Origin of the sequence: Amycolatopsis sacchari, assembly GCF_900114035.1 — a bacterium.
GTDB lineage: Bacteria > Actinomycetota > Actinomycetes > Mycobacteriales > Pseudonocardiaceae > Amycolatopsis_E > Amycolatopsis_E sacchari.
Window position 1 is genome coordinate 23832 of the sequence record NZ_FORP01000041.1, and the last position, 13178, is coordinate 37009.

Sequence of the window (13178 nt, forward strand, 5' to 3'; positions counted from 1 at the left end):
CAGCACCGGAGGGGTCCCCGCCAACGTGCATCTCAAGAGTCTGACGCTGAAGGGCTTCAAGTCCTTCGCCTCGGCGACCACCCTGCGGTTCGAACCCGGCATCACCTGCGTCGTCGGGCCGAACGGCTCGGGCAAGTCGAACGTGCTCGACGCGCTGCGCTGGGTGATGGGCACGCAGGGTGCCAAGGACCTGCGTGGCGGCAAGATGGAGGACGTCATCTTCGCCGGCACCGCGGGCCGCGCCCCGCTCGGCCGCGCCGAGGTGACGCTGACCATCGACAACGCCGACGGCGCGCTGCCCATCGAGTACTCCGAGGTCTCCATCACGCGCCGCATGTTCCGCGACGGGGCCAGCGAGTACGAGATCAACGGCAGCTCGTGCCGCCTGCTGGACATCCAGGAACTGCTGTCCGACTCCGGTATCGGCCGCGAGATGCACGTCATCGTCGGCCAGGGGCAGCTGTCCCAGATCCTCGAATCCAAGCCCGAGGAGCGCCGCGCCTTCATCGAGGAGGCCGCCGGTGTGCTCAAGCACCGCAAGCGCAAGGAAAAGGCGCTGCGCAAGCTCACCGCGATGCAGGGCAACCTCGACCGCCTCGGCGACCTGACCGCCGAGCTGCGCCGCCAGCTCAAGCCGCTGGGCAAGCAGGCCGAGATCGCCCGCAAGGCGCAGTCCGTGCAGGCCGAGCTGCGTGACGCGCGCCTGCGCCTGCTCGCCGACGACCTGGTGACGCAGCGCGCCGCGATCGCCAAGGAGGAGGCCGACGAGGCCACCGCCCGCGCCCGCCGCGCCGAGGTCGAGCAGGCATTGGAGCTGGTCAGCGCCGAGGAGAACCAGCTCGAAGCGCTCCTGGCCGAGGACGCGCCGCGCCTGGCCCAGACGCAGGACACCTGGTACAAGCTGTCCGCGCTGGCCGAGCGCCTGCGGGGCACCGTCCGGCTCGCCGTCGAGCGCCAGCGGCACCTGTCGTCCGACGTGGAGACGCAGCAGACCGGGCGTGACCCGGAGGAGCTGCTCGCCGAGGCCGAGCAGGTCGCGATGCGCGAGGAGGAGCTGAACGAGGCCGTCGCGCAGGCGCGGGCGATGCTGTCGGAGACCGTGCAGCGCCGTGAGCAGCTGGAGCACGCGGTGCAGGCGGCCGAGCGCGCGCACATGGCGGCGGTCCGCGCGATCGCCGACCGCCGCGAGGGGCTGGCGAAGCTGACCGGCCAGGTCGAGGCGCTGCGCAGCAAGAACGGCGCCACCGCGGACGAGATCGAGCGCCTCACCGCCGCGATCGACGAGGCCGCGGCCCGCGCCGAGATCGCCGTCGAGGAGCTGGAGGAGGCGAAGGCCGAGGGCGGCGTCGAGGAGTCCGACGACGCCGAGCTCCAGGCCCGCCACGACCGCGCGGTCGAGGCGAACAACGCCGCCAAGGCCCGCGTCGAGGAGCTGGTGAAGGCCGAGCGGTCCGCCGAGCGCGAGATCGCGTCGGAGAAGGCCCGCGTGGACGCCCTGTCGATGGGGTTGCGCCGCAAGGACGGCGCGGGCGCGCTGCTCGGCGCGTCCGACCAGCTGCCGGGCCTGCTGGGCTCGGTCGCCGCGCTGCTCACCGTCGAGCCCGGGTACGAGGTCGCGCTCGCCGCGGCACTCGGCCCGGTCGCCGACGCCGTCGCCGTGCAGGGCGGTGAGGACGCGCTCGCCGCGCTGAAGTACTTGAAGGACAACGACTCCGGCCGTGCAGGCGTGCTGCTCGGCGGCCAGGAGTACACAGTGGACACCTCGTCGTGGCCGTCGCTGCCGGAGGGCGCGCGCTGGGCCCGCGAGGTCGTCACGGCGCCGGAAACGTTGCGTCCCGCGGTGGAGCGCGCGCTGGACCGCATCGCCGTGGTGTCCGATTTGGACACCGCGCGCCGGCTCGTCGCCGTGCACCCCGAGGTCAGCACGGTGACCGAAGAGGGCGACGTGTTCGGCGCGCACTGGGCGGTCGGTGGCTCGTCGCGCAGCGAGAGCGTCATCGAGGTGCAGGCCGCGGTCGACGAGGCGCAGGACCGGCTGCTCGCCGCCGAGCGCCTGCTGGAGCGCACGGCCGCCGAGCTGGAGGGTGCCCGCGCCGAGCAACAGGCCCGCCGTGAGGAAGTCGGCCAGGTCAAGGAAGCGCTCAACGAGGCCAAGGTCCGCAAGGCCCGCTCGTCGGAGCGGCTGAACCGGCTGCAGCAGGCCGCCCGCTCGGCCGAGGCCGAGGTGACGCGCTTGCACCAGCAGCGCGCGAAGGTCGAGAGCAGCAGGCAGGAAGCGGTCGAGAAGCTCGCCGAGCTGGAGGAGCGGCTGTCCGCCGTCGCCGAGGAGGCGGTGGACGAGGACCCGGACACCACCGAGCGCGACCAGATGGCCGAGGAGCTGGCCGTCGTCCGCCAGGAGGAGGTCGAGGCGCGCCTCGCGCTGCGCACGGCCGAGGAGCGGGCACGCGGGATCGCGGGCCGGGCCGAGTCCCTGCGCCGCGCCGCGCACGCCGAGCAGCAGGCACGGGAACGCGCCGAACGCGCTCGCGCGCAGCGGGCGAAGGGTGCCGCGATCGCGGCCGCGGTGGTCGACGCCGGTGAGCTGGCGCTGGAGCGCATCGAGCAGTCGGTGCAGCGCGCCGCGGCCGAGCGCGACGAGGTGCAGGCCGCGCGCCAGGGCCGGGAAACCGCGCTGGCGCAGGTGCGCAGCCGGGTCCGCGAGCTGACCGGCGAGCTGGAGAAGCTGACCGACGCGGTGCACCGCGACGAGGTGCTGCGGGCGGAGCAGCGGCTGCGCCTGGAGCAGCTGGAGACCAAGATCGCCGAGGACTTCGGCATCGGCCTGGAGGACCTGGTCGCCGAGTACGGCCCCGACGTGCCGGTGCCGCCCGGCGCGGCCGAGATGGCCGAGTACGAGGAGGCCCGCGAGCGCGGCGAGTCCGTGACGGCGCCGCCGCCGATCCCGTACGACCGGGCCACCCAGGAGCGCCGCGCGAAGCGGGCGGAGCGGGACCTGGCCACGCTGGGCAAGGTCAACCCGCTGGCGCTGGAGGAGTTCGCCGCGCTGGAGGAGCGCTACAAGTTCCTGTCCACGCAGCTGGAGGACCTCAAGGCCACCCGCAAGGACCTGCTGACGGTGATCAAGGAGGTGGACGACAAGATCCTGGAGGTCTTCACGTCCGCCTACCACGACGTCGCGCGCGAGTTCGAGACCGTGTTCTCCGTGTTGTTCCCCGGCGGCGAGGGCCGCATGGTGCTCACGGAGCCGGACGACATGCTCGCCACCGGCGTGGACGTCGAAGCACGCCCGCCCGGCAAGAAGGTCAAGCGGCTGTCGCTGCTGTCGGGTGGCGAGAAGTCGCTCGTCGCGGTCGGCATGCTGGTCGCGATCTTCCGCGCCCGCCCTTCGCCCTTCTACGTCATGGACGAGGTCGAGGCCGCGCTGGACGACACCAACATGCGCCGCCTGATCGGCCTGCTGGAGCAGCTGCGCGACTCGTCGCAGCTGATCATCATCACGCACCAGAAACCGACGATGGAAATCGCGGACGCGCTGTACGGCGTGAGCATGCAGGGCGACGGGATCACCAAGGTCATTTCGCAGCGGCTGCGTGAGGAAAAGGTCGAAACCGCTTCCTGAGCGAATACGCCCGATCGGGGCGGCGTGAAAAATCTTTCACGGGTACTCACGCTGCGTGCTGGTTCAAACCACCCGGGTGGCTCTAGACGCTGTCGTCGGCGGAGCCCTACCGTCGGAAAACGTTTTCTCACCCCGTCCCCGCCGCGCAGGAGCCCCCGCCGTGCCCACCGTCGTGCACAGGAAAACCCTGGTCGCCATTGCTGTTCTGGTGCTCGCACTGCTCGTGCCGGGCCACGCCTCCGCGGCGCCGCCGCCGGCGCTGCCGAAGGGCCCCGTCGGCTGGGACACCTACCGCACGATGTCCGCGCTGGCGCAGCTGCGGCCGGGTGCCCAGCTGAAACAGTTTTCGAGCTTCGACCGGACCGGGAACAACGACGACGGTTTCAACGGGACCTATTCCTGCCTGCGTCAGGACGATGAGGGTTGTGTGATCGCGGAATCGCTCGCACCCGGGGAAATCTCATCGATCTGGTTCACCTACGCCTCGAACTCCGTCGCCCCGATCGGCCGGATCACGGTCGAGCTCGACGGGCGTACCGTGCTTTCCGGCTCACTTCAGGACATCGTGGACGGCAAGCGCGGCGCGCCTTTCGTGTGGCCGCTCGTCGGCAACAGCGCCGACACGATGGGCGGCGCGGTGATCAAGGTGCCCATGCCCCACACGCACTCGATGCGGGTCACCACCGAGCACAACCCGCACTTCTACCACGTCGCCTACCGGCAGTTCGCCGACGCGACGGGGGTGCGCACCTTCGACCCGACCGACAAGGCGACCGACGTCCTGCAACGGCTGCGGGGTTACGGCGTGCGCGACCCGAAGCCCGCCGCGCCCGGTGCGCGGACGCAGCACACGGCGGTGGCGCTCGCGCCCGGTGCCGCGGTCACGCTGCCGGTGAACGGCCCCGGCCGGATCGACCAGCTCGCGCTGCGCCTGCCGCAGGTGGTCGCCGCGCCCGCGGTGTACGACGACGGACGGGCCTTCGCGCAAGGCGGGAGTTCCTTCGCCGCGAGCATTTCCCCCGCCAACGACGGGATCCGGATCACCCGCCGCTACGACGCCGGGATCGGGCAGCAGCGGGCGAGCGTGACCGTCGACGGGCAGCAGGCGGGGGAGTGGGACAGCGGCGCGGCCGCCCCCGGCGGGCGCTGGGCCGAGCAGACGATCGACGTCCCCGCCGCGCTCACCGCCCACCGGTCCTCGGTGCGGATCGCGAGCACGTTCGTGTCCTCGGCCCTGGACGTCAACGAGTTCCGGTACGAGATCCACAGCAAGATCGGCGGCGAGTGGGTGCGCACCGACATCATGGACGTCGGGCCGAACCACCCGAGCGACGAGGCCGTGCACGGCTACCGGATCACCGGCCAGACGTGGGCCGGGCTGCAGAACTTCCGCTACGCCACCGACGCCGGGCAGGTCGCGGCCTCCGACGCGGTGCTGGACGGGCTGCGGTTGCGGATCACCTTCGACGGGCAGACCACTGTGGACGCTCCCGTCGGTGAGTTCTTCGGTTCCGGGCTCGGGAAGTACGCGTCGCGGACGCTCCTGCACTCGATCGACACCACCGAGGACGGCGCTTTCACGTCGTGGTGGCCGATGCCCTACCGGCAGCGGGCGGTCGTCGAGCTGGTCAACACCTCGCAGGTGCCGGTCGGCGCGGGCGACCTCGCCGTCACGGCGGCGCCCGACGGGTCCGTCTCGAACGGCCTGACGCGTGGCGAACTGGGGTACTTCCACGCCACGCAGCACCGCGGGGACACCGTGACGGGGCAGGACTGGAACTTCCTGAACACGCAGGGGCGAGGCCTGTTCTACGGTGTGACGACGAGCATGCGCGGGCACATCCCACCGGGTCCCGTGCACCAGATGAACTTCCTCGAAGGCGACGAGCGCGTCTATCCGGACGGCACGGCGAGCCCCATCGAATACGGCACGGGCTCGGAGGACTTCTACGAGTCCGGCTGGTACTTCCAGGACGCGCGGGACGGCGGTGTGGAGGGCGTGCCCTACGCGATGCCGCAGGCGGGGCTCGTCAGCCACGAGAACGGGACGGACGGCTGCCAGTACGTGTGCCTCAACGCGTACCGGCTCATGATCGGGGACGCGGTGCCGTTCGGCGCCGGGGTCGAGTTCGACATCGAGCACGGTGACCGGTCGCAGATGCCGGCGGACTACAGCTCCACGGCGTACTGGTACGGGCAGGCGCAGCCGTCGCTGAAGCGGTCCGACGTGATCGACCTCGCCGACGACGGGTCCCGCCTCGACCACGGCTACTCGGCCCCCGGCGAGACGCGGACGGCCCTGACCTCGACCTTCGAGGGCAAGGCGGACCGTGCGCCGGTCGACGGCACGGTCGCGACGACCACGGGCACGGTCACCTTCACCGCCCGCGTGGACCAGGGCAACCAGGGGGTGCGGCTGCGGCGCCTGTCCGACCAGTCGAAGGCCTTCCAGCACGCGGCGGTCTTCGTGGACGGGCAGCCGGCGGGGGAGTGGTACCAGCCGCTGGGCAACACGTATTCGCGCTGGCTGGAGGACTCCTTCGACCTGCCACCGGCGCTCACGGCGGGCCGCTCCTCGGTGGAGGTGCGCCTCGAACCGGTCGTGGGCGCGCCGGCGTGGTCGGGCGCGCGCTACTCGGTGTTCTCCCACACGCTCACGCCGCCCGCCGACTGATCGCGGGTGAGCCGCTCCGCGAGATCCGGCCGGTTGCCGTCGGTGCTGAACACCGGCCGGGTCCCGGGGCCGCGGCGTCCACTGAGGACGTCCCGCACGAACGCGGCCACCACTTCCGGTGCGGGGACCGGGTTTTCGCCGCCGAGGTAGGCCAGCACCCTGGGCTGGGCGCCCGGGTCGGTCTCCACGGCCACCGCCCACCCGCTGCCTTCGCTCCAGACCAGCATCAGGTCCTCGCCGGGCCGCTGCGGCGTCCGCCGGAGCGCCACGTAGGCGGTGGCGGTGTCGCTGATCTCGAAGCTGGTGCCCTGCTCGGGCAGGTCGAGCGCGGCGGCGATCGACTCGACGTACCCGGCGAGGCCCTGGCCGAGCTCGTGGGTGGCGTCGGTGTGGTCCATGGCTCTCACTTTAGGGGGATGCTCGCGCCGCCGCCCTGCTTGCGCGTACGGTGGGGGAGGACGGACCACCGGATCACGGTGTGGAGTACCGTCCGATCCCTTTCGCGGCTCGCCGGGTTCCTCCCGGGCCGCCCTGCGCTTTTCCGAGGAGTTCCGCTTTGACCGCACCCGATCCGGCCGACCAGCCCCTGTTCAGCCACCGCACGGACGACGAGCCGGTGGTCTACCCGGCGCCCGTCCGCGAGCAGGACCTCGACGCGCCCTTCTCGGCGCCGGCCGACTGACGGGCCAGCGCCAGCAGTTCCCCCAGCACCTCGGCCGCGATGTCGGCGAGCGAGCGCTGCTCGTCCTCGCGGATCCACTGCGTGAACGCGATCCCGAACACCGTCGCGCCCGACTCCGCGGCCAGCGTGGCCGCGGTTTGGTCGACGCCGCGCTCGCGCAGCGCCGCCGCGACGTCCTTGGCGACGCTCGCCAGCTTGTGCCGTTCGCGCTCCCGCAACGCGGGGTTCTGATCGATCACCGACTGCCGGAGCCGCGAGGAGGCCCGGCGTTCGTCGGGGAAGAACGAGGACGCGGACCGCAGGCCGGAGGCGACGACCTCCATCGGTGACGCGTCCGGTGGTGCGCCGGTCACGCCGTCGAGGAACGCACGGGCGAAGACCTGCTGCCCGTGGAAGAGGACCTCGCGTTTGTCGCTGAAGTGACGGAAGAACGTGCGTTCGGTCAGGCCGACGGACCGCGCGATCTCCGTCGCGGTCGTCTGCTCGAACCCGCGGGTGGCGAACAGTTCGAGCGCTGCCTGCTGCAGCCGTTCCGCCGCTCCGGGCTCCCAACGCGCCATGCCTCCGAGTGTAGTGATGGCAGTCGCTGACTTCGCGGCGTACAGTGATGTCTGTGGTTGACGTCAGTCGCAGACATCACTGAACTTCGAGCCCTGAGGAGAACAGGCTCATGCGCGTTTTCGTCACCGGAGCGTCCGGGTGGATCGGTTCCGCGGTGGTCGAGGAGTTGCTCGCCACCGGTCACGAGGTCACCGGGCTGGCCAGGTCCGACGCCTCGGCCGCCGCCGTCGAGGCGAAGGGTGCCCGCGTCCTGCGCGGTGACCTCGACGACCTCGACCGCATCCGGCTCGGGGCACGGGAGTCCGAGGCCGTGATCCACCTCGCGAACAAGCACGACTGGTCCGACCCCGCCGGCACCAACGCCGCCGAACGGGCCGCGGTGCAGACGATCGGCGACACGCTCGCGGACAGCGGGCGGCCGTTCCTGGTCGCCGCGGGCATTGCGGGCCTCGTCCAGGGCAGGCCCGCCACCGAGGACGACCCCTCCCCGTTCCACGGCCCGGATGCACCCCGTGGCGGCAGCGAGAACCTCACGCTGGAGTTCGCCGAGCGCGGCGTGCGGTCCGTGAGCCTGCGCTTCGCGCCGACCGTGCACGGCACCGGCGACCACGGGTTCATCGCGGCCCTCGGCGCGATCGCCCGGGAGAAGGGCGTTTCCGGCTACGTCGGTGACGGCACGCACCGGTGGGCCGCGGTGCACGTGCGTGACGCCGCACGGCTGGTCGCACTGGGCCTGGCAAAGGCACCGGCGGGCGTGCGCCTGCACGCCGTCGCCGAGGAAGGCGTGCCGACCCGCGAGATCGCCGAGGGGATCGGGCGCGCGTTCGACCTCCCCGTGGCGTCGATCGACCCGGCCGACGTCCAGGACCACTTCGGCTGGCTCGGCACGTTCTTCGGCGCGGACCTCGCGGCGACCAGCGCGGCGACGCGCGAGCTCCTCGGCTGGACGCCCACCGGCCCCGCGCTCCTCGAGGACCTCGCCGCGGGCGCCTACGCGGTGGGATGACGGCGGTTCACGAGCCGGCGGGTTCCGGCTCGCGGGTCTCGGTCGCCTTCGGGTCGGCGGTGCGGTGGCGCAGCGACAGCCCACCGCCGACCACGAGCGTGATCAGCACCCCGAGCAGCGTGTACCACGGGAACGCCAGCACCACGGGTTTCGCGCCGGGCGCGGGCGGGATCTTCACCGCCAGCACGACCACGGCCATCACGGCGACGGTCACCACGAACGCGATCACCGCGTCCAGCTGCCGGGCCCGCTTGACCCACAGCCCCAGGAAGAACGCGCCGAGCATCGCGCCGTACGTGTAGCCCGTGATCGACAGGCCCTGCTCGATCACCGGGTTGTTGCGGCTGGAGAACAGCGAGCCGAACACCGCGAACACCACCGCCCACACCAGCGTCCAGATCCGCCCGTGCCGCAGCAGTTTCGAGTCCTCCGGGCGGCGCTTGGTGAACCGCTGGTACAGGTCGGCCACGGTCGAGTTGGACAGCGCGTTGAGCGCCGACGCGAGCGCGCCCATCGTGGACGCGAGGATCGCGGCGATCAGCAACCCCGCGACGCCGACCGGTAGCTCGCTGGTGATGAACCCGGTGAAGATGTCGTCGCTGCTCTTGACGCCCAGCTCCTTGAGGTTGCGGAACCCGTTGTGCGCCCAGAGCATCGCGCCGATCAGCAGGAACAGCGCGAACTGGATGGTCACCGCGACACCGCTGCCGATGAGGGCCTTGCGGCCGTCGGCAATGCTGCGGCAGGCCAGGAACCGCTGCACGATCAGCTGGTCACTGCCGTGCGAGGCCATCGTGAAGATCGCGCCGCCGACGACGGCGGTGAGGAAGGCGTACTGGCTCGTGAGCAGGTGCAGCCCGTCGAAGTTGAAGTCGAAGACGCGGAAGATGCCCGCGTCGGAGGCGCGCGACGCCCAGCCGGACGGCAGTTTCGCCGCCAGCACGATCATCGCCACGATCGCCGCGCCGACGTAGACGGTCAGCTGGATGACGTCGACCCACACGACCGCCTTGATGCCGCCGACCAGTGCGTAGATCACGGTCAGCGCGGTCAGCACCACCACGATCTGCCAGTACTGCGTGTGCAACCCGTAGTGCGAGAGGATCACCTGGATCGGGATCGCGCCCGCGAACAGCCGCACGCCCTCGGCCAGCAGCCGCGTCACGATGAACGCCACCGACGACACGCCCTGCATCGCCGAGCCGAACCGCTCCCCGAGGAACTGGTACGCCGTGGACTGCCTGCCCTTGAAGTAGCGCGGCAGCAGCACGAACGACACCAGCGTGCGGCCGATGATGTAGCCGAACGGCAGCTGCAGGTAGGTCAGGCCGTTGTAGCTGCCCGACGCCGCCCAGATCAGGCCCGGTGTGCTGATCACCGTCAGCGTGGAGGTCTCGGTGGCGACGATCGAGAAGCACACGGCCCACCACGGCAGGCTGCGCTCGCCGATGAAGTAGTCCGCGGCCGACCGCTGGCGGCGCCCGACCAGGACACCCAGCAGGGGCATCGCGGCCAGGTAGACGACGATGATCGCCAGGTCCACGGGATGCATTGGTCTCTCCTACTCTTCCCGGCGGGGCACCGCTACCCGCAGACGAGTGACCGCCACGGGGTGTGGCGCGGGCAGCGCGAGAGGTCCGGCGCCGGGCGTGACGCTGCCGAGCAGGCGTGACGCGCGGGCGCCGGTCGCGCTCGGCACGTTCGCGGGCACGCCGTGCCAGGTGAGCCAGCCCAGCAGCGCGGTCAGGTACGCCTCCTTCGCGGCGCGCGGCAGGCCCAGCTCGTCGCTGGTGACGAGACGGGCGTCGAGGTTCGCGGCAAGGGCACGCATCAGCGCCGGGTTCTCGACCCCGCCACCGGACGCGACGACAGTGCCCGCGCCCCGGCAGGCGTCCGCGACCGTGCGGGCCGTCAGCTCGGTGAGGGTGGCCAGCAGGTCCTCGGGCTCGGTGTGCGGGAGGAACTCGTCGAGGTAGGCGCTGTGGAACAGCTCCTTGCCCGTGGACTTCGGCGGCGGGGCGGCGTAGTACGGCTCGGCCAGCAGACGGCGCAGGACGTCTTCGTCGACACGTCCCTTCGCGGCGAGCGCGCCGTTCTCGTCGCGGGGCTTCCCGGTGGTGCGGGCGGCGGCGAGGTCGAGGAGCGCGTTTCCGGGACCGGTGTCGAAGGCCGTCGTCTCGCCGTCCGGCCGGACAACGGTGATGTTCGCGATGCCGCCGATGTTCAGCGCCACGGCCGGCTTTCCGGAGGACTCGGCGAGGTCGCGCAGCCACAGCCGGTCGAGGGTGCTGGCGAGCGGGGCACCGTGCCCGCCCGCTGCGATGTCCCGGACGCGCAGGTCGGCGACGACGGGCAGCCCGGTGCGTTCGGCGATCCACGCGGGCTGGCCGAGCTGGAGCGTGCCCAGCGCGTGACCGTCCTCGACCCAGTGGAACACGGTCTGCCCCAGCGAAGCGACGAGGTCCGCGGGGCCGAACCGGTCGAGCGCCCGCTGTGCGGCGTCGGCGAAAGCCTGGCCGACGCGGGTGTCGAGCCTGGTCAGCGCTTCGGCGGTGGTGGTCGCGGGCGGCAGGGCGGCGAGCAGGTCTTCCCGGAGGTCGCCGGGGTAGGCGAGTTCGAGCGCGCCGAGCGGGGTCAGCACCACCTCGTCGCCGTCCAGGCGCAGGTCGGCCACCGCCACGTCGATCGCGTCGACCGACGTGCCGGACAGCAGGCCGGCCACGCGTTCACCCATGGAGGAGTGGTCTAGTCCATTTCTCACCGGATTGCAAGACATGTCGTGACTTCTTGTCCGAACCGAGTTTCCGCCTGGTTGGACGTGGGGAAACCCGGGGCGTTCCCGGTCGGCGCCCGATGGATGCGAGGATGGCGGCGTGTCGAGCAACCTCTGGTTCTGGATCATCCTGGTAGTCGTCGTGCTGCTGGCGATCACGCTGGTCACCGGCCTGACCGTGGCGCGGCGGCGGCGGATCAGCATGCGCGAGGCCGCGCGCGTCGAGAAGGAGACCAAGCCGAGAGGCGGGGGCTATCAGGCGGGCGGCGGGATCGCGCTCGCGCCCGGTGGCGAGGAGGCGCCGCCGCACCCCGCGGGGGAGCGCACCGAGGTGGACGGCCAGCCGGGCGTCGGCGACGACGCCTCGGTCCCGAGGGACGCGCCGCGGCGCGGCATCGTGGACGTCAAGCTGCCGCCGGAGCCGGAGGTCGTCCCCGAGCCCGAGCCTGCGGTCAAGGAGGAGATCGCTCCGGCCACGGGCCGCATGGAGCGGCTGCGCGGGCGGCTGTCGAAGTCGCGGTCGATGTTCGGGCAGAGCCTGCTGGGCCTGCTCGGCGCGGGTGACCTGGACGAGGACTCGTGGCAGGACGTCGAGGACACGCTGCTGGTCGCGGACCTGGGCGCGGCGACCACGACGGAGATCGTCGAGAAGCTGCGGGCGGAGATCATCAAGCGCGGGGTGCGCACGCCGGAGCAGGCGCGCACGCTGCTGCACGAGGTGCTGACGGAGGCGTTGCAGACGGAGGCGCCGCGGGCGGTGCGGGCGCTGCCGCACACCGTGGACGGGCAGAAGCAGCCGGCGGTCGTGCTGGTCGCGGGCGTGAACGGCACGGGCAAGACCACGACGACGGGCAAGCTCGCGCGGGTGCTCGTGGCGCAGGACAGCAGGGTCGTGCTGGGCGCGGCGGACACGTTCCGCGCGGCGGCGGCCGACCAGCTGCAGACGTGGGCGGAGCGCGTGGGCGCCGAGGTCGTCCGCGGCAAGGAGGGCGCCGACCCGGCGGCCGTGGCGTTCGACGCGGTCAAGCGCGGGACGGAGGCCGGCGTCGACGCCGTGCTGATCGACACCGCGGGGCGGCTGCACACCAAGACCGGCCTGATGGACGAGCTGGGCAAGGTCAAGCGCGTGGTCGAGAAGCAGGCGAAGGTGGACGAGGTGCTGCTCGTCCTCGACGCGACGACCGGGCAGAACGGGCTGGCGCAGGCGCGGGTGTTCCGCGAGGTCATCGACGTGACGGGCATCGTGCTGACGAAGCTCGACGGCACCGCCAAGGGCGGGATCGTGTTCCAGGTCCAGCGGGAGCTCGGAGTGCCCGTGAAGCTCGTCGGCCTGGGCGAAGGCCCCGACGACCTGGCCCCCTTCGAACCCGGAGCCTTCGTGGACGCCCTGCTGGGCTGAGTGTCGGTAATTCAAATACAAACCGACACGATGTCGGTAATATATCCGACATGCTGTTCGTGGCCCCTGACCTCGACCGACGGGAACTGGACGTTCTCGACCAGGTCGAGGAGCTGAAGACGAACCTGCGGCACCAGCTGGCCGAACCGCGCCGCTGGGTGGGTTCGTTGCGCCGGGTGTCGCTGGCCCGCGCCATCCAGGGGTCGAACAGCATCGAAGGATACGAAGCGGGCCTCGACGACGCCATGGACATCGCTGCGGGCGAAGAACCCCTAGACGATTAATGCGTAAGTCGAGGCGGTAGTTGAAGACGGGCGAAGGGTGTTCAAGATCAGTTTGTGACGACCGACCTGAACACCCTTCTCGCCGCACTCTACGTCAAGATCGACGACCACCTCGCTGGTAGGCGTCGGATGGGCAGACCGCCGAAGCTCACCGACGCGGAGTTGGTCACCCTGGCC

At 71.5% G+C, this 13178-nt stretch carries 9 protein-coding genes and 1 pseudogene; 6 read left to right on the top strand and 4 right to left on the bottom strand.

The features are described 5' to 3' along the window. The first annotated feature begins 25 nt into the window (after positions 1–25). Both smc and BMZ92_RS35100 read left to right on the top strand, forming a co-directional pair. A complete protein-coding gene (gene smc / locus BMZ92_RS35095; protein ID WP_091516781.1) occupies positions 26–3622 on the top strand; it encodes a chromosome segregation protein SMC in 3597 nt (1198 codons plus the stop codon). A 160-nt stretch (positions 3623–3782) separates the two neighbouring features. Beyond that, positions 3783–6296, top strand: coding sequence for a glycoside hydrolase family 172 protein (locus BMZ92_RS35100; protein WP_245783436.1), 2514 nt, complete (start codon positions 3783–3785; stop codon positions 6294–6296). Here the strand turns inward: BMZ92_RS35100 and BMZ92_RS35105 are convergent. Continuing rightward, positions 6254–6694: a DUF6292 family protein gene (locus BMZ92_RS35105; protein WP_091516784.1), complete on the bottom strand. Its 441-nt coding sequence runs from the start codon at positions 6692–6694 to the stop codon at positions 6254–6256. The genes BMZ92_RS35100 and BMZ92_RS35105 overlap by 43 nt on opposite strands. Positions 6695–6917: 223 nt before the next feature. Next, positions 6918–7538, bottom strand: a complete 621-nt coding sequence (locus BMZ92_RS35110) for a TetR family transcriptional regulator (RefSeq protein WP_091516785.1) — start codon at positions 7536–7538, stop codon at positions 6918–6920. A gap of 110 nt (positions 7539–7648) precedes the next feature. Between BMZ92_RS35110 and BMZ92_RS35115 the strand changes: the two genes are divergently transcribed. Then, on the top strand, positions 7649–8545 hold the full coding sequence (locus BMZ92_RS35115; protein WP_091516788.1) for an SDR family oxidoreductase: 897 nt from the start codon (positions 7649–7651) through the stop codon (positions 8543–8545). Positions 8546–8552: 7 nt separating this feature from the next. Here BMZ92_RS35115 and BMZ92_RS35120 read toward each other — a convergent pair whose 3' ends face one another. Then, entirely contained in the window at positions 8553–10097 is a 1545-nt protein-coding gene (locus tag BMZ92_RS35120) for a sodium:solute symporter (protein ID WP_091516789.1), read from the bottom strand. 9 nt (positions 10098–10106) lie between these two features. Continuing rightward, positions 10107–11279 (bottom strand): anhydro-N-acetylmuramic acid kinase, encoded by a 1173-nt coding sequence (locus tag BMZ92_RS35125; RefSeq protein WP_091516792.1) that lies wholly within the window; start codon positions 11277–11279, stop codon positions 10107–10109. Between the two features lie 139 nt (positions 11280–11418). Here BMZ92_RS35125 and ftsY point away from each other — a divergent pair, with 139 nt between their 5' ends. The 3 genes and pseudogenes from ftsY to BMZ92_RS38480 form a co-directional block, all read left to right on the top strand. Continuing rightward, positions 11419–12717 carry a signal recognition particle-docking protein FtsY gene (ftsY, locus tag BMZ92_RS35130; RefSeq protein WP_091516794.1) on the top strand — a complete coding sequence of 433 codons (1299 nt, stop codon included), beginning with the start codon at positions 11419–11421 and terminating at the stop codon, positions 12715–12717. Between the two features lie 50 nt (positions 12718–12767). Continuing rightward, positions 12768–13001 (top strand): hypothetical protein, encoded by a 234-nt coding sequence (locus BMZ92_RS35135; protein WP_091516797.1) that lies wholly within the window; start codon positions 12768–12770, stop codon positions 12999–13001. Positions 13002–13055: 54 nt separating this feature from the next. Next, a pseudogene (locus tag BMZ92_RS38480) lies at positions 13056–13178 on the top strand (IS982 family transposase); the annotation flags it as partial.

Bases quoted from the DNA above. Each gene is read 5' to 3' on its own strand.
- BMZ92_RS35105 (WP_091516784.1), bottom strand. From the start codon at position 6,694: ATGGACCACACCGACGCCACCCACGAGCTCGGCCAGGGCCTCGCCGGG.
- BMZ92_RS35110 (WP_091516785.1), bottom strand. From the start codon at position 7,538: ATGGCGCGTTGGGAGCCCGGAGCGGCGGAACGGCTGCAGCAGGCAGCG.
- BMZ92_RS35115 (WP_091516788.1), top strand. From the start codon at position 7,649: ATGCGCGTTTTCGTCACCGGAGCGTCCGGGTGGATCGGTTCCGCGGTG.
- BMZ92_RS35120 (WP_091516789.1), bottom strand. From the start codon at position 10,097: ATGCATCCCGTGGACCTGGCGATCATCGTCGTCTACCTGGCCGCGATG.
- BMZ92_RS35125 (WP_091516792.1), bottom strand. From the start codon at position 11,279: ATGGGTGAACGCGTGGCCGGCCTGCTGTCCGGCACGTCGGTCGACGCG.
- BMZ92_RS35135 (WP_091516797.1), top strand. From the start codon at position 12,768: ATGCTGTTCGTGGCCCCTGACCTCGACCGACGGGAACTGGACGTTCTC.